The 14,980-nt window shown below is 45.8% G+C and carries 28 protein-coding genes; all 28 read left to right on the top strand.

The window, feature by feature from the left end; translation table 11 throughout:
* Window positions 1-14: 14 nt before the first annotated feature.
* The 28 genes from CVU71_15585 to CVU71_15720 all read left to right on the top strand — a co-directional run bounded on the left by CVU71_15585 (window position 15) and on the right by CVU71_15720 (window position 14,912).
* The gene (locus CVU71_15585) at window positions 15-836 is read left to right on the top strand and encodes a 50S ribosomal protein L2 (GenBank protein ID PKN17490.1); all 822 of its coding nucleotides are present in this window, start codon (window positions 15-17) and stop codon (window positions 834-836) included.
* Window positions 837-842: 6 nt separating this feature from the next.
* Complete coding sequence (locus CVU71_15590) at window positions 843-1,124, top strand: 30S ribosomal protein S19 (GenBank protein PKN17491.1); 282 nt, start codon at window positions 843-845, stop codon at window positions 1,122-1,124.
* A 40-nt stretch (window positions 1,125-1,164) separates the two neighbouring features.
* A complete protein-coding gene (locus tag CVU71_15595) occupies window positions 1,165-1,497 on the top strand; it encodes a 50S ribosomal protein L22 (protein PKN17492.1) in 333 nt (110 codons plus the stop codon).
* A gap of 14 nt (window positions 1,498-1,511) precedes the next feature.
* Window positions 1,512-2,159, top strand: coding sequence for a 30S ribosomal protein S3 (locus CVU71_15600; GenBank protein PKN17493.1), 648 nt, complete (start codon window positions 1,512-1,514; stop codon window positions 2,157-2,159).
* A 64-nt stretch (window positions 2,160-2,223) separates the two neighbouring features.
* The gene (locus tag CVU71_15605; GenBank protein PKN17494.1) at window positions 2,224-2,646 is read left to right on the top strand and encodes a 50S ribosomal protein L16; all 423 of its coding nucleotides are present in this window, start codon (window positions 2,224-2,226) and stop codon (window positions 2,644-2,646) included.
* Window positions 2,636-2,830, top strand: a complete 195-nt coding sequence (locus CVU71_15610; GenBank protein ID PKN17495.1) for a 50S ribosomal protein L29 — start codon at window positions 2,636-2,638, stop codon at window positions 2,828-2,830. Before CVU71_15605 ends, CVU71_15610 begins: the two co-directional genes overlap by 11 nt.
* A 1-nt stretch (window position 2,831) precedes the next feature.
* Window positions 2,832-3,089 carry a 30S ribosomal protein S17 gene (rpsQ, locus tag CVU71_15615; protein PKN17496.1) on the top strand — a complete coding sequence of 86 codons (258 nt, stop codon included), beginning with the start codon at window positions 2,832-2,834 and terminating at the stop codon, window positions 3,087-3,089.
* 51 nt (window positions 3,090-3,140) lie between these two features.
* Window positions 3,141-3,509: a 50S ribosomal protein L14 gene (locus CVU71_15620; protein PKN17497.1), complete on the top strand. Its 369-nt coding sequence runs from the start codon at window positions 3,141-3,143 to the stop codon at window positions 3,507-3,509.
* A gap of 22 nt (window positions 3,510-3,531) precedes the next feature.
* A complete protein-coding gene (locus tag CVU71_15625; protein ID PKN17498.1) occupies window positions 3,532-3,855 on the top strand; it encodes a 50S ribosomal protein L24 in 324 nt (107 codons plus the stop codon).
* Between the two features lie 6 nt (window positions 3,856-3,861).
* Window positions 3,862-4,401, top strand: a complete 540-nt coding sequence (locus CVU71_15630) for a 50S ribosomal protein L5 (GenBank protein ID PKN17499.1) — start codon at window positions 3,862-3,864, stop codon at window positions 4,399-4,401.
* A gap of 26 nt (window positions 4,402-4,427) precedes the next feature.
* Entirely contained in the window at window positions 4,428-4,613 is a 186-nt protein-coding gene (locus CVU71_15635; GenBank protein PKN17500.1) for a type Z 30S ribosomal protein S14, read from the top strand.
* Between the two features lie 21 nt (window positions 4,614-4,634).
* Window positions 4,635-5,036: a 30S ribosomal protein S8 gene (locus CVU71_15640; protein ID PKN17501.1), complete on the top strand. Its 402-nt coding sequence runs from the start codon at window positions 4,635-4,637 to the stop codon at window positions 5,034-5,036.
* 35 nt (window positions 5,037-5,071) lie between these two features.
* Window positions 5,072-5,614, top strand: coding sequence for a 50S ribosomal protein L6 (locus CVU71_15645; GenBank protein ID PKN17502.1), 543 nt, complete (start codon window positions 5,072-5,074; stop codon window positions 5,612-5,614).
* A gap of 35 nt (window positions 5,615-5,649) precedes the next feature.
* Entirely contained in the window at window positions 5,650-6,015 is a 366-nt protein-coding gene (locus CVU71_15650; protein ID PKN17503.1) for a 50S ribosomal protein L18, read from the top strand.
* Between the two features lie 56 nt (window positions 6,016-6,071).
* Entirely contained in the window at window positions 6,072-6,536 is a 465-nt protein-coding gene (locus CVU71_15655) for a 30S ribosomal protein S5 (protein PKN17596.1), read from the top strand.
* A 30-nt stretch (window positions 6,537-6,566) separates the two neighbouring features.
* On the top strand, window positions 6,567-6,746 hold the full coding sequence (locus tag CVU71_15660) for a 50S ribosomal protein L30 (GenBank protein PKN17504.1): 180 nt from the start codon (window positions 6,567-6,569) through the stop codon (window positions 6,744-6,746).
* A gap of 3 nt (window positions 6,747-6,749) precedes the next feature.
* Window positions 6,750-7,196 carry a 50S ribosomal protein L15 gene (locus CVU71_15665; protein ID PKN17505.1) on the top strand — a complete coding sequence of 149 codons (447 nt, stop codon included), beginning with the start codon at window positions 6,750-6,752 and terminating at the stop codon, window positions 7,194-7,196.
* A 1-nt stretch (window position 7,197) separates the two neighbouring features.
* Window positions 7,198-8,505, top strand: a complete 1,308-nt coding sequence (locus CVU71_15670; GenBank protein PKN17506.1) for a preprotein translocase subunit SecY — start codon at window positions 7,198-7,200, stop codon at window positions 8,503-8,505.
* A 26-nt stretch (window positions 8,506-8,531) separates the two neighbouring features.
* Complete coding sequence (map, locus tag CVU71_15675) at window positions 8,532-9,281, top strand: type I methionyl aminopeptidase (GenBank protein PKN17507.1); 750 nt, start codon at window positions 8,532-8,534, stop codon at window positions 9,279-9,281.
* A 43-nt stretch (window positions 9,282-9,324) separates the two neighbouring features.
* Complete coding sequence (locus CVU71_15680) at window positions 9,325-9,543, top strand: translation initiation factor IF-1 (protein ID PKN17508.1); 219 nt, start codon at window positions 9,325-9,327, stop codon at window positions 9,541-9,543.
* A gap of 35 nt (window positions 9,544-9,578) precedes the next feature.
* Window positions 9,579-9,692, top strand: coding sequence for a 50S ribosomal protein L36 (locus tag CVU71_15685; protein ID PKN17509.1), 114 nt, complete (start codon window positions 9,579-9,581; stop codon window positions 9,690-9,692).
* 25 nt (window positions 9,693-9,717) lie between these two features.
* A complete protein-coding gene (locus tag CVU71_15690; protein PKN17510.1) occupies window positions 9,718-10,086 on the top strand; it encodes a 30S ribosomal protein S13 in 369 nt (122 codons plus the stop codon).
* A gap of 28 nt (window positions 10,087-10,114) precedes the next feature.
* On the top strand, window positions 10,115-10,507 hold the full coding sequence (locus tag CVU71_15695; protein ID PKN17511.1) for a 30S ribosomal protein S11: 393 nt from the start codon (window positions 10,115-10,117) through the stop codon (window positions 10,505-10,507).
* Between the two features lie 43 nt (window positions 10,508-10,550).
* Entirely contained in the window at window positions 10,551-11,180 is a 630-nt protein-coding gene (locus CVU71_15700) for a 30S ribosomal protein S4 (GenBank protein PKN17512.1), read from the top strand.
* Between the two features lie 44 nt (window positions 11,181-11,224).
* On the top strand, window positions 11,225-12,196 hold the full coding sequence (locus CVU71_15705; GenBank protein ID PKN17513.1) for a DNA-directed RNA polymerase subunit alpha: 972 nt from the start codon (window positions 11,225-11,227) through the stop codon (window positions 12,194-12,196).
* Window positions 12,197-12,285: 89 nt separating this feature from the next.
* A complete protein-coding gene (locus tag CVU71_15710) occupies window positions 12,286-12,699 on the top strand; it encodes a 50S ribosomal protein L17 (GenBank protein ID PKN17514.1) in 414 nt (137 codons plus the stop codon).
* 270 nt (window positions 12,700-12,969) lie between these two features.
* The gene (locus tag CVU71_15715; GenBank protein PKN17515.1) at window positions 12,970-14,295 is read left to right on the top strand and encodes a hypothetical protein; all 1,326 of its coding nucleotides are present in this window, start codon (window positions 12,970-12,972) and stop codon (window positions 14,293-14,295) included.
* A 356-nt stretch (window positions 14,296-14,651) separates the two neighbouring features.
* Window positions 14,652-14,912: a translation elongation factor-like protein gene (locus CVU71_15720; protein PKN17516.1), complete on the top strand. Its 261-nt coding sequence runs from the start codon at window positions 14,652-14,654 to the stop codon at window positions 14,910-14,912.
* Window positions 14,913-14,980: the final 68 nt, after the last annotated feature.

Raw genomic sequence — 14,980 nt, forward strand, 5'->3', positions numbered from 1 at the left:
TAAGGATTAAGCAAATGGGAATTATCAAGTACAAACCGACATCACCCGGCAGAAGATTTCAGAGTGTTTCTGATTTTGCGGAGATTACCTCAACGGAGCCGGTTAAGAGCCTTTTAAAGCCGATCAAGAGAACCGGTGGCCGCAACAGTTATGGCCGGGTAACGGCGCGTTATATTGGCGGTGGCCACAAACGCAGATACCGGATCATTGATTTCTGCCGTAATAAAACGGACATTCCGGCAAAGGTGGCGACCATTGAATATGATCCGAACCGGTCGGCAAGAATTGCGTTGCTCAACTATCGCGACGGCGAAAAAAGATATATTGTAGCCCCTGCGCAAATCAATGTCGGCGATGTTCTGGTCAGCGGAGCAAAGGCGGATATTAAACCGGGCAATGCTATTCCCCTGAAGAATATACCATTGGGTTCCCTGATTCATAATGTGGAATTAAAAGTCGGCCGTGGCGGGCAATTGATTCGCTCGGCAGGCGCTTATGGCCAGTTGATGGCTAAAGAAGGTTCTTATGCGCAAGTGCGGCTGCCGTCCGGTGAAGTCCGCAGGGTATTTATCGATTGTATGGCAACGATTGGTCAGGTTGGCAACAACGACCATGAAAACATCAGTATCGGTAAAGCGGGTAGGACCAGATGGCTGGGCAAGACGCCGCACGTAAGAGGTGTTGTGATGAATCCCGTGGATCATCCGATGGGCGGCGGTGAAGGAAAATCATCCGGTGGCCGTCATCCGTGCACGCCATGGGGGGTTCCGACCAAGGGACATAAAACGAGAAAAAACAAGAGAACTGATAAATATATCGTGAAGAGAAGAGGTTAATAAGACGTGGCTCGTTCGATCAAAAAAGGTCCTTATATTGAAGAAAGTTTGCTGGCCAAGGTGAGAAAAATGGAGGCCGAGAGCAGCAAGAATGTAATTAAGACTTGGTCGCGGCGTTCAACCATAACACCGGAATTAATCGGTTACACGTTTGCCGTGCATAACGGAAAAAAATTCATTCCGGTTTATGTGACGGAGAATATGGTGGGGCATAAAATGGGCGAATTCGCACCGACAAGAACTTTTTATTCCCATTCCGGTGATCGGAAAACAAAGGTTAAAAAGTAACAATTGACGCGAAATCGGTCAGGTATGGAGTTGAAAAGATATGGAAGCAAAAGCAGTTGCAAAATATATTCGGATGTCGCCGCAGAAAGTCAGATTGGTTGTTGATCTGGTTCGGGGCAAGAAGGTGCAGGATGCGCGCAATATTCTGCTTTTTACCAGGAAGTATTCAGCGGGTATTGTTGCCAAGGTGTTGAAGTCAGCTGTTGCCAATGCCGCCCAGAATCCTAATATTGACGAAAACACGCTTTACGTTAAGGAAATATTTGTGGACCAGGGACCATCGTTAAAAAGATGGCGGGCCAGAGCGCAAGGTCGCGCGGCGGGAATCAAGAAGAGAATGTCACACATCACCGTTGTAGTGGATGAAAAGTAAGAGGAGGAACGATATTGGGTCAGAAGGTTAACCCGGTAGGATTACGATTAGGCTACATTAAAAAGTGGCAGTCCGTATGGTTTGCCGAAAAGAATTATAGCGGAATGCTGCTTGAGGACTTAAAAGTCAGAAAATATCTCAAGAAGAAGCTATATCACGCGGGTATTTCCAGAATTGAAATTGAGCGTGCGGCCAATAAAGCCAAGGTGAATATTTATGCCGCCCGCCCGGGTGTCATTATCGGGAAAAAAGGATCTGAAATAGAAAAGCTTAAAGCGGAAATTGAAAAGTTTTCGAAAGCGGAAATTATTATCAATATTTTAGAGATCCGAAAACCTGAAACGGATGCTCAACTAGTTGCCGAGAATGTTGCCATGCAGCTGGAAAGACGTGTTGCTTTTCGCCGTGCGATGAAAAAATGCGTTGGCTATGCCCTGAAGTTTGGAGCCAAAGGCATTAAAATATCCTGTTCCGGACGCTTGGGTGGCGCAGAAATTGCCCGTTCGGAATGGTACCGTGAAGGTCGTGTGCCACTGCATACGCTGCGGGCTGATATCGATTACGGCTTCATTGAGGCCCATACAGCTTACGGTTTGGTCGGTATTAAAGTTCTGATTTTTCACGGAGAAGTATTGCCCACAAAGAATGAAAAACAGTCATGATTCCAATGACGGGATTTTCCAGAATCAGGAAAATCACTGTGAAGGACAACGGGAGTTTTAAATTATGTTAATGCCAAAACGCGTAAAATATAGAAAATTGCAGAAAGGCCGCATGGGAGGAAAAGCGACCAGAGGTGGTACTATTGCCTTTGGTGACTATGGATTGCAGGCGGCTGAATGCGGATGGGTTTCGGCGAGGCAGATTGAGGCAGCGCGTGTTGCCATGACTCGTTATGTGAAACGCGGCGGTAAAATATGGATTCGGGTATTTCCGCATAAATCCATCACGAAGAAGCCTGCTGAAACCCGAATGGGTAAAGGTAAGGGAGCACCGGAAGGATGGGTCGCGGTCGTGAAACCCGGTTCGGTTCTTTACGAGATGGAAGGTGTAACCAAAGAAGTGGCCAAAGAGGCGTTTCGTTTGGCATCGCATAAACTGGCAATTTCGACAAAGTTTTTAGCAAGGGAGATATCTGATGAAAATTAGTGAAGTCAGAGGTCTCGGTATTAACGAGCTTCAAAATAAGAATAAAGAATTAGCAGAAGAACTGTTTCGGTTGAAGATTCGGCATGCATCGGGTCAACTCGAATCAACCGCGACGCTGGGCCGCCTCCGTAAGGACATTGCCCGTATCGCAACGGTGCTGAAGGAAAAGGAGGCCGCAGGTTAATATGGCTGAAAAGAGCAACAAGCGCACGATTAAAGGTGTGGTCGTCAGTGACAAGATGGACAAAACGATTGTGGTCAAAGCCGAAAGATTGGTTAAACACTCCGTGTTCCACAAGTACGTCCGCAGGCATGTTAAGTACAAAGCCCATGACGAACAGAATCAATGTAAAATGGGCGATACGGTATTAATTATTGAAGCGCGGCCGATGAGTAAAGACAAACGCTGGCGGATGCTGGAAATTCTGGAAAAGGCGAAATAGAAACATGGCCCCGGCCAAGTCGGGGTAGCTTGTTATAGTGGGGTTTATTTTATGATTCAGATGCAGACAATTCTAAATGTTGCCGACAATTCCGGTGCCAAGCGGGTCGCTTGTATTAAAGTGCTTGGCGGATCAAAGCGGCGTTACGCCAGCCTGGGTGATGTGATCGTCGTTGCGGTAAAAGAGGCGATTCCGAATTCCAAAGTTAAAAAAGGTGATGTGATGAAGGCGGTCATCGTCCGCACCGTGAAGGAAGTGAGACGGCCGGATGGTTCTTATCTTAAGTTTGATGACAACTCCGCTGTTCTAATTAGCAATCAGATGGAACCGATCGGGACAAGAATTTTTGGACCTGTCGCCCGCGAACTGAGAGCAAAGCAGTTTATGAAGATAATATCTCTGGCTCCAGAGGTTTTGTAAGCCTGTTTTGAAGAGGGGAAAAATGAGTTTAGGCAGATTGAAAAAAGGTGACATGGTTAAGGTCCTTACCGGCAAGGATAAGGGAAAGACCGGTAAGATTCTGAAGGCTATACCCGAGAAAAACAAGGTAGTCGTCGAAAAGATCAACGTGATCAAGAAACATAAAAAACCTGATCAAAAGAGCAAAGGCGGTGTCGTGGAAAAAGAGGCGGCGATGAATGTTTCCAAGGTCAGTATTATTTGCGGCAAATGCAAAGAAGCGACCAGGATCAGAAATCGTATCCTTGAGGACGGCAAAAAGATTCGTATCTGCAGCAAGTGCAATGACGTTATCGATGTGGGTTAAGGAAAAATGGCAAGATTAAAGGAATTTTATTTAAAAACAGTGGTGCCGGCTCTGGTCAAGGAATTTGACTACAAGAATCCCATGCAAGTGCCAAAGATGGAGAAGATTGTCGTCAATATGGGTTTGGGCGAGGCCATATCCAATGTGAAAATTATTGATGGCGCCGTTCAGGAAATGGCGATGATTACAGGGCAAAAGCCGGTGATCACCAAAGCAAAAAAATCCATCGCAACATTTAAACTCCGCCAGGGAATGCCGATTGGCTGCTCGGTGACTTTAAGAAAAGAAGTGATGTACGAGTTTTTTGATCGCCTGGTAAACGTAGCCTTGCCGAAAGTTCGAGATTTTCGGGGAATATCGCCGACCGCGTTTGATGGTCGGGGAAATTATTCCATTGGCCTTCATGAACAAATCATTTTCCCGGAAATTGAATATGATAAAATAGAAAAGATCAAGGGAATGAATATTACCATCGTGACGACGGCTCGGACGGATGAGGAAGCCCGTGTCTTGCTGAAGTTGATGGGTGTACCCTTCAAGAATTAAATGAGGAAGCTCCGGAGGAATTTCGCGTGGCAAAAAAGTCGTTAATAGCAAAAGCAGGCAGGAAACCGAAATTTGCGGTCAGGGAGTATAACCGCTGTCAGATATGCGGCAGGCCCCGAGCGTATTATAGAAAATTTGAAATGTGTAGAATCTGTTTGAGGAAACTTTCCTTACAGGGTGAGCTTCCCGGTGTTATAAAATCTAGTTGGTAATTTAAGTTAAGGAGAAAAAGCATGGGGATGACTGATCCTATTGCCGATATGCTGACCAGGATTCGAAACGGGAATAAAGCTCGTTTCAAGAGTGTTAATGTTTACATGTCGCAGATGAATACGAATATTGCCAAGGTCCTGAAAACGACTGGATATATCAATAATTATGATGTGGTGAAGGATGAAAAGGGCCGTCCGATGTTGAAGATTATCCTCAAATATCCGGATGCAAAACGTACGGTGATCACCGACATCAAAAGGGTCAGCAAGCCGGGGCGAAGAGTATATGTGGCCGCTGACAGTATTCCGAAAGTGCTCAATGGTTTTGGCATTTCGATTCTTTCAACTTCCCGGGGTGTCATCACCGATCAGGAAGCAAGAGAGTCGAATGTCGGCGGTGAAATTCTTTGTAAAGTTTGGTAGTTAAATTATAGATTATTAAACGGGAGTTCTTGTTCATGTCGAGAATAGGTAAAAAGCCGATCACTTTTCCCAAGAATGTAAAAATAAGCCAAAGTGACGGCATTGTTAAAGTCGAAGGGCCCAAAGGTTCATTGTCTTCGAAATTACCGGATGGCATCACGATGGTTGTTTCTGGTGATAATTTAGCCATTGAGAGAAAATCAGAGGATCGTCTTGTCCGCTCATATCATGGATTGGCCAGAACCTTGATCAACAATATGGTGACCGGTGTCAGCACCGGTTTCACAAAGGGATTGGAAATATCCGGTGTTGGTTACCGTGCAGAAGTTGCGGGTACAACCTTGAAGCTGGTTCTGGGTTTTTCCAGCCCTGTGGAATACAGCATTCCCAAAGGGATCGATGTAAAAGTTGATAAGCAGGTGAATCTGCTTGTTTCCGGAATCAATAAGGAACTGGTCGGGCGTGTCGCGTCGGAGATCCGGTCGTTAAAGAAACCGGAACCGTACAAAGGCAAAGGAATCAAATACACGGGTGAGTATATTCGCCGTAAAGCCGGAAAAGCTGCAGGCGCAAAATAAAAGTTAATTAAATATAGCCTTAAAGAGGTGGAACATTGGCTTCCAAAAAGACACTGAAAATCAGAGATAAGAGAGAGAAAAGAGTAAGGGGTAAACTAACGGGAACTTCAGAACGACCACGTCTATCTGTTTTCCGTTCGGATAAACATATTTATGCTCAGGTGATCAATGACGCTCAGGGGACAACCCTTGCGACGGCTTCTACCCTGAGTAAAGAATTGGCCGGCAAGCTCAAAGGAATCAAAAAAGTCGATGTGGCCAGAGAAGTGGGAAAGTTGATTGCAGCGCGTTTGCAGACTCTAGGCGTGGAAAAAGTTGTTTTTGATAGAGGAAGATTTCTCTATCATGGCCGCGTCAAAGCCTTAGCCGATGCAGCGCGGGAAAATGGCCTTAAATTTTAAACTCAACTAAGTGTATAGAACTCATGATAAGGGAAGAATCGTTGGAAAAAAAAGAAATGAAAGATGGGGAGCTCCTCGACCGCGTGATTGCCATTAATCGTACGGCAAAAGTTGTTAAGGGAGGAAGACGGTTTCGTTTCAGCGCCATCGTTGTGGTCGGTGACGGCCAGGGCATGATTGGAGCGGGTTTGGGTAAAGCACATGAAGTTCCCGAAGCGATCCGCAAGGGGATGGAAATGGCCAAGAAGAACATGGTCAAAGTGGCGGTAGCCAATAAAACGATTCCCTATGAAGTTCTGGGAAAGTTCGGTGCGGGTAAAGTGTTATTGAAACCGGCATCGGAAGGAACGGGCTTAATAGCCGGCGGTGCGGTGAGAGCCGTTTTAGAAGTTGCCGGCGTTCATAATATTTTGACTAAATGTTTAGGTTCGCACAATCCGCATAATCTGGTCAAAGCTACTGTTGAAGGGCTTTGTCAGTTGAAAGACCCTGCGGAAATTGCCGCGCAAAGAGGCAAGTAAAATTTAACGAGGGTTTATACAGTGAGCAAAATGTTAAAAATTAAAATGGTAAAAAGTGTCATTACCCGGCCGGAAAAGCAAAGAAAGATTATGCGCGGTTTGGGATTAAAAAAATTGAACAGCACCGTGACTCTGGTGGATACTCCGGAGATCCGCGGCATGATTAATAAAGTGATCCACCTCGTTTCTGTGGAAGAATCAAAGGAGTAGGTTATGGATTTGAGTTCTCTGAAAGCGCCCGCCGGAGCGACAAAGAAAAGAAAAAGAGTCGGCCGTGGTGACGCTTCCGGACACGGAGGCACATCCGGTAAAGGCCATAAAGGACAAAAGGCACGTTCGGGCGGTTCAACTCGGGATGGTTTTGAGGGTGGTCAGATGCCCATGTCCAGAAGACTGCCGAAAAGAGGTTTCCGCAATCCCTTTAGAGAAAGTTATGTCGCTGTCAATCTGATGGACTTGTGCCGCAAATTTGAAAAAGGCGCCGTCATTGATGAAGCAGCCATTTTAGCAAGTGGACTTGTCAAGAAAAAAGGTGACGGCGTTAAGATTCTGGCCAAAGGCAATATTGATTTTCCCGTTACCGTGAAGATAGCAAAAATCAGTTCGGCTGCAAAAGCAAAAATCACCGCCGCAGGCGGATCCGTTGAAGAGGTAATTTAACTTGCTGGAAGGATTAGGCGGCGTTTCAAAAATACCGGAATTGCAAAGAAGAATCTTGTTTACCTTGCTTCTTCTGGCGGTTTACCGTGTCGGCGTATTCATTCCAACCCCGGGAATTGACAATACAGCATTGCTTGCGTTTTTTGAGAGCGCAAGAGGCTCTATGCTGGGATTGATGGACCTGTTTGCCGGTGGCGCTCTGAGCACCTTCTCAATTTTTGCTCTGGGCATTATGCCTTACATTACCTCTTCCATTATTATTAATTTATTGACAGTAGCCATTCCGCATTTGGAAAAACTTTCCAAGGAAGGTGAAAACGGCCGCAGGAAAATAACCCAGTATACCCGTTACGGCACAGTCGGACTAAGTATTGTTCAAGGATTCGGCATTGCCTGGGGCTTACAGCATATGGCCAGTCCAACGGGCGCCCCCATCGTTTTGAATGCCGGTTGGGCTTTTATACTTATGACCATCATCACGCTGACGGCCGGTACGTCATTTTTAATGTGGTTAGGTGAGACGATTACGGAAAAGGGAATCGGCAACGGTATCTCTCTGATCATTTTCTCAGGAATCGTCTGCAATCTTCCCGCCGCCATCGGCAATTCATGGAGCTTATATGCTTCAGGTGAATTACATTTTTTAGTTCTGGTTTTACTTGCGGTGTTTATGATAGCGGTGATTGGCGCGATTGTTTATGTTGAAGCCGCTCAGAGAAGAATTCCAGTGCAATACGCCAAGCGAATCGTCGGCAGGAAGATGTATGGCGGGCAAACGACTCATCTGCCGCTCAAGATTAATTCCGCCGGCGTTATACCACCGATCTTTGCATCATCTGTAATCATGTTCCCGGCGACCATTGCTAACTTTGCGCCGCAGGGTTGGATGCAGACGTTTGCAGGACTTTTAAAACCGGGACAGTTTGGATATGAAATTCTATTTGTCGCGTTGATTTTCTTCTTTTGCTTCTTCTATACGGCCGTGACGATTAAGCCTGATGATATGGCTGAAAATATGAAGAAATATGGCGGGTATGTTCCTGGAATCCGGCCGGGGAAGAAAACGGCTGAATACATTGAAGAGATACTGGAAAGACTGACTTTCAGCGGCGCTATTTACGTTTCGATTATTTGTGTGTTGCCCAGTGTGTTGATTTCTCAATTAAATACACCCTTTTATTTTGGCGGTACGTCTCTTTTGATTGTTGTCGGCGTAGCGATGGATACAGCGAGTCAGATTGAATCGCATTTACTGACTCGTCAATATGAAGGGTTTATGAAAAAAGGACACATTGCCCGCAGACGTTAAAAACTATCTTGAGGTTGGTTGGGCTCATGGTCATTCTGAAACAGCCGGATGAAATTGCCAAAGCCAGAGCAAGTAACCGGATTGTCGCAGAAGTATTAAGTGTCCTTCGCGAAAAAGTAAAACCGGGTGTCACGACCAGGGAGTTGGATAGAATAGCCGAAGATGTAACGGTGAAAAGAGGCGCAAAGCCTGCGTTTAAAGGTTATCGAGGTTATTCTTATTCTCTGTGTGCCTCTGTTAATGAAGAAGTCGTTCACGGGATGCCGTCGGACCGTGTTTTGGTAGAAGGTGATATTATCGGGCTTGATTATGGCGTCTGTTATCAAGGCCTTTATGGTGATTCGGCAATAACGCTGCCCGTAGGCAGGGTGAGCGACCAGGCAGCCAAGCTGATGCAGGTGACGGAACAGAGCTTGTATGCAGCAATCAATCAGGCTTGTAACGGAAACCGCTTGGGCGATATATCGGCGGCGGTTCAGGAGACGGTAGAAGCGGCTGGTTATTCGGTTGTTCGTGATTTTGTCGGTCATGGTATTGGAAAAAATCTGCACGAAGACCCGCAAATTCCGAATTTTGGAAAAAAAGGGCGTGGGATCGAACTGAAAAAAGGGATGATTTTGGCCATCGAGCCGATGGTCAATGCTGGGAAATATAAAGTAAAGATTTTATCTGATGGTTGGACGGTGATTACGGCGGATGGCAGTTTATCGGCTCATTTTGAGCATTCGGTGGCAATCACTGATAACGGGCCGGAGATATTAAGCAGATTAAATTAATTGATTTCTTAATTTACCGGCAGGAATGAAATAGAATAAATGTATGGCCAAAGAGGAAGCAATAGAAGTTGAAGGTCGGGTTCTTGAGCCACTGCCTAATGCCATGTTCCGGGTAGAACTGGAAAATGGGCATAAGGTATTAGCGCACATATCCGGAAAAATGCGAATGCATTTTATTAAAATATTGCCGGGAGATAAAGTAACGGTGGAGCTTTCCCCTTATGATTTAACCCGCGGCCGGATAACTTACAGGACGAAGTAAAAGTATTTTTTTACCGAGGATAAGGAGTTGATAGCGTGAAAGTAAGATCGTCAGTGAAAAAAATATGCGAGAAGTGCAAAATAGTTAAACGCAAGGGTGTTTTGCGTGTTATTTGTGAAAACCCGAAACATAAGCAGCGTCAGGGCTAGTTTTAAACATTTCAGGAGGTTATAGGTGGCACGAATTTCAGGTGTTGATTTACCGAAAAATAAGAGAATGGAAGTTGCTTTAACTTATATTTATGGTATCGGCAAAACCAGGGCAAAGCAAATCCTGAAAGATTCGGGTGTTAGCCCGGATACAAAAACTGACGAACTGGCCGACTCCGAAATATCGGCGATCAGAGGCATCCTTGATAAAGAAGGCAAGGTGGAGGGAGATCTTCGCCGGGAAATATCCATGTCGATTAAACGCTTGATGGATATTGGTTCTTACCGCGGCTTGCGCCACCGTAAGGGACTTCCCGTTAGAGGGCAGAGAACGCACACCAATGCAAGGACAAGAAAAGGTCCGAGAAGGGCAATCGCAGGCAAGAAAAAGTAGCTGGAATTAATTTTCGACCGGAGGAAAAATGGCGAAAACAGTCAGAAAAACAGGTAAGAAAAAAGAAAAGAAAAATATTACGGAAGGGGTTGCGCATATTCAATCCACTTTCAATAATACAATTATCACGATCACGGATATGACGGGTAATGTCATTTCCTGGTCGTCCGCGGGATTGCAGGGCTTCAAAGGTTCGCGCAAGAGCACCCCTTTTGCAGCGCAGATGGCTGCGGAAGATGCGGTTCGTAAGGCCAAGGAACAGGGCATGCGACGGGTTCAAGTTTACATCAAGGGCCCTGGTGCTGGACGGGAGTCGGCCTTGCGTTCTTTGCAGCTGGCCGGATTGACCATTACCATGATACGCGACGTAACGCCTGTTCCGCATAACGGTTGCAGACCGCCAAAGCGGCGCAGGGTATAAAAATTTATTTTAAGAATGATTTGAGATTAAAGGGAGGCGTTTTTTGGCAAGATATACGGATTCCTCATGCAGAATGTGTCGCCGGGAAGGCTTAAAGCTTTTTCTAAAGGGCGATCGGTGTTATTCGGAGAAATGTTCCTTTGAAAGAAGGGGCTATGCTCCGGGAGATCATGGTCAGTCCCATAAGAAGCAGCAGTCGGACTATGGCACGCAGATGCGCGAAAAACAGAAACTCAAAAGAATGTTTGGCCTCTTAGAGAAGCAGTTTCATGGCTACTTCGAAAAGGCCGATCGGCAAAAGGGCATCACCGGTACGAATTTGCTGGTGCTTCTGGAGCGCAGATTAGACAACATGGTGTTTCGCCTTGGTTTTGCAAATTCGAGAGTTGAGGCAAGGCAATTGATCAGCCACAGCCATTTTTTGATTAACGGCAAAGCGGTCAATATACCTTCATACCTGCTGAAGGCGGGAGATGAAGTAACTGTCAAAGAAGGCTCTCGTAAAATTAATCGGATACTCGAAGCAATGGAAACCGTTGCGAGACGCGGTGTGCCACATTGGCTGGAATTGGATAAAGATAACTTTAAAGCGACCATTAAAATGCTTCCGGTTCGTGAAGATTTAACCATGCCGGTGCAGGAACAGCTTGTTGTAGAACTTTATTCGAAGTAAGCAGCGAAAATATTTAATAAACCAGCTTGAGGGTGGGGTTGACTATGCAGAGAAACTGGTCGAGTTTGATTCGTCCCAAACGTGTAGATGTTGATGAAGCAACGCATACACGGTTTTATGGAGAATTTACAATTCAGCCTTTGGAAAGAGGATTTGGCGTAACGCTGGGCAACGCGTTAAGACGGGTATTGCTTTCTTCCATTCAGGGAGCGGCAATTTGTTCTATAAAAGTTGATGGTGTTTTACACGAGTTTTCTACGATTCCCGGAATCAAAGAAGACGTAACAGATGTAATTTTGAATCTGAAAGGCGTCCGCTTTAAACTGGGAGTGGCGGATACAAAAGTCGTAAGATTTAATGTAACCAGCGCCGGTGTTATTACGGCAGGCGACATCATCACGGATGGAACGATTGATGTTTTAAACCCCGATCATTATATTGCAACGCTGTCCGGTGGCGGTGCCTTTAACGCGGAAATGGTTGTGAAGATGGGCAAGGGTTATGCGGCGGCCAAGAAGGAATTAGAACCTGATCAGCCCGAAGGAACCATTAATATAGACGCGATTTATTCGCCGATTAAAAAAGTAAATTATGTGGTACAGAACGCCCGTGTCGGCCAGATCACGGATTATGACAAACTGGTGCTGGAAGTCTGGACGGACGGAAGTTTGAATCCGGGCGATGCCATCGCTTATGCAGCTAAAATATTGAAACAGCAACTCGATGTCTTCATTAATTTTGAAGAAGTCGAAGAAGAAGTTTTGCCGGAAAAGGAAGACGAAAAAGGAAACGTCAATGAAATTCTGACGAGGTCTGTTGAGGATCTGGAACTTTCCGTGCGTTCCGCCAATTGTCTGAAAAATGCGGGAATTAACACGATAGGAGAGCTGGTTCAGAAGACGGAGGCGGAAATGCTTAAAACAAAGAATTTCGGCCGCAAGTCGCTTTCCGAAATAAAAGATATTCTCAACGAATATGGTCTTGTTTTTGGAATGAAACTGGAGATCAATTCGTAAAAGACGGCGACATGAATCAAGTAACATCGCTTGAAAGCAATATTTGATCAATCATCGGGATTTGACAGTCAGGAAAGGAAAATTTAGCAATGTATCATGGTAAGGCGGGAAGAAAACTGGGACGATCGTCCAGCCATCGGGAAGCCATGTTTCGCAATATGGTGACATCGATTATAAAACATGAAAGTATTCGGACGACGGATACAATGGCCAAGGAAGTGCGTAAATTGGCGGATAGAATGATTACGCTGGGTAAAAAAGGTGATCTTCATTCGAGGCGTCAGGCATTATCGATTGTACGCGATAAAGACATGGTCGGTAAGCTTTTCGGCGAACTGACCGAACGATTCCGCAATCGAGCCGGCGGTTATACGCGCATTGTAAAAGTTGGATACCGCTTCGGTGACAATGCTCCTGTTTCCATCCTGGAATATATTCCGGATGAGAAAAAGAAAGAAAAAGCAAAGCCGAAGTCTAAGGCAAAAGCCAAAAAAGAAGAATAGTAAAAATTCGTGAACAATCAGAAGGCAGGGTGCAAACCCTGCCTTTTTTTGTGGTTCGGGTTAATTAAACATCATGATTTCAAATCTTGCCTCAGTTCAAAAAAAGAAATTTTGAAACAATGCACTTATGCAGCTTATCATCTTTTTCAACTTATCACCGTACTGACATCATCCTGTAATAAACAACCTCTATAGTTCTGAACATTAATAAATGAGGCGCCTTTTTCTAGGAATGCCCGTTTTGTGAGGAAGGCGGAAAATTTAAATTTGATGTTTATTGAGGAGGAAAAGATGAAGAAGTTTTGGTTAGTTTTGCTGTCGCTGGGATTGATCGCAGCCTTCGGCACGCAAGCAATGGCCGTTGATTTGAAATTTAGCGGTGAGTACTATGCGGCAGGCATGTATATGAACCGCGTTAATTTACAGAAGGATGCGGGGCCTTCGACCGCTTTCTATTACCAGAGATTAAGAGTCAGAACGGATTTTGTCGTGTCACCGGGATTGACCTTCATTACGCGTTTTGACGCCATGGAGCGGGCATGGGGGGCAGCCAGAAGCGCAGCCGGCACGGCATTGGACGCCGACTCTGCAGGAAGTGTCGCGGAAAATGAAAACCTTGCTTTGGACTGGGCCTACATCAATTATAAAGCGGCTATCGGTGCTTTCGATGTCGGTTACATGAATGACGGCACCACGGGAACGATTTTCGGCAACAGTTACGCTCCTTACGGACGGATGAAGTATTCATACAGCGTTGGTCCCGCTACACTCAATCTGGCCTATACCAAAGTCAAAGAGCAGAGCAGCTCAGCTAAATTGGCCAGAACCACCTCTGATCTCGACAACGATAAATACGGCATCGAAGGCGTTTATACCTGGAAAAACGGCAAGGCGGGCTTGAATGTCAATTATTACAATTACGCCGAAACCCGCACCGCAGCAGATCCTTACAAGAGAACCTATTATGTGTTTACCCCTTATGTGATCGCAAAAATCGGTCCGGTGGCTCTGCAGGCGGAATACAACTACCTCACGGGCGATCAGAAGTATGAAGCACCTTCAGCCCTTGCCGATAAAGACCTTAGAAGCATGTCCGGTTGGGTTGACGCAACGGCTGATTTAGGCATGTTTTATGTGGGCGGCAGTGTCGCTTATGCGAAGGGCGACAGTGATCCTAACGATAATAAAATTGAAGACGGCCTCAATGGCGGCCGTGACTGGCAGCCCTGCCTGATTATGTGGAATTATGAACGGACCTACTGGGCGGGCGCTCTGGCTGGTTATAACGGCGCGGCCCAGGATACCAATATGACCAACGCCTGGTTATACCAGGTGCGAGGCGGTGTCCGGCCTGTTGCTAAACTGGACATCAAGGCGTCCGTGTCGTATGCCGTCGCCGACCGGAAAAGAGCATTTACGGATGACAAGTACGGTTATGAAATGGATTTGACGGCAACTTACAAAATCACCAATAATCTCTCTTACATGCTGGGTGGAGGTTACCTGAAGGCTGGTGATTACTATAAAGGAATTAATGCCGCCAATAATGTCGATAATAATTATCTGCTCATTAACAAGCTGACGCTGACGTTCTGAAACAGGCTGATTAAACAGCCTTCCCGGCATGTCAACGATGATGAGCAGAGGTGCGAAGCGGAGGAAAAAAGGCCGGACGGGAAAAAGATACTCGACCGGCCTGTCCGTATAAGGCGACGTCAGGGAGTTAAGCCAAACCGGAAATAGCCTCTTGATGTTTGTAATAAGAATAAGGCTGCAGCAGGTATTTATCCCGTAAATTAATACAATTTCAGCAAGGAGACACGCAGAAGAAGCTGCATCCCTAAATCAATTGACATACCCTGCCAAATTTTTTATACTCGTAACCGAAAAAAAGTGCTGGGTCATTGGTGATCCAATGATTCAACAGCAGAAGAAAAAATGGAGGTATCGTTATGGCAGAAAAGAAAATTGGCGAAGTTGTCAAATTTTTTGCAAAACCTTCAGTCGCCGCTGTACACATGACGGAAGGTGAATTACAGGTCGGTGACAGCATTAAATTCTCCGGGCATACGACGGAATTTACCGATGTGATCGAGTCCATGGAAGTGGATAATCAATCGGTGCAAAAAGCCGTTGCCGGCGATTCCATCGGCTTAAAGGTTTCGGACCGTGTTCGACCCGGTGATGAAGTATTTAAGGTTATTCCCGATTAGTTTTCTGGTGAAATTTATTTCAGACGGCGGCAGATCATGGTGCCGCCACGATGGTCCCTGCTAGATTA

Source organism: Deltaproteobacteria bacterium HGW-Deltaproteobacteria-6 (genome assembly GCA_002840435.1).
Lineage (GTDB): Bacteria > Desulfobacterota > Syntrophia > Syntrophales > Smithellaceae > UBA8904.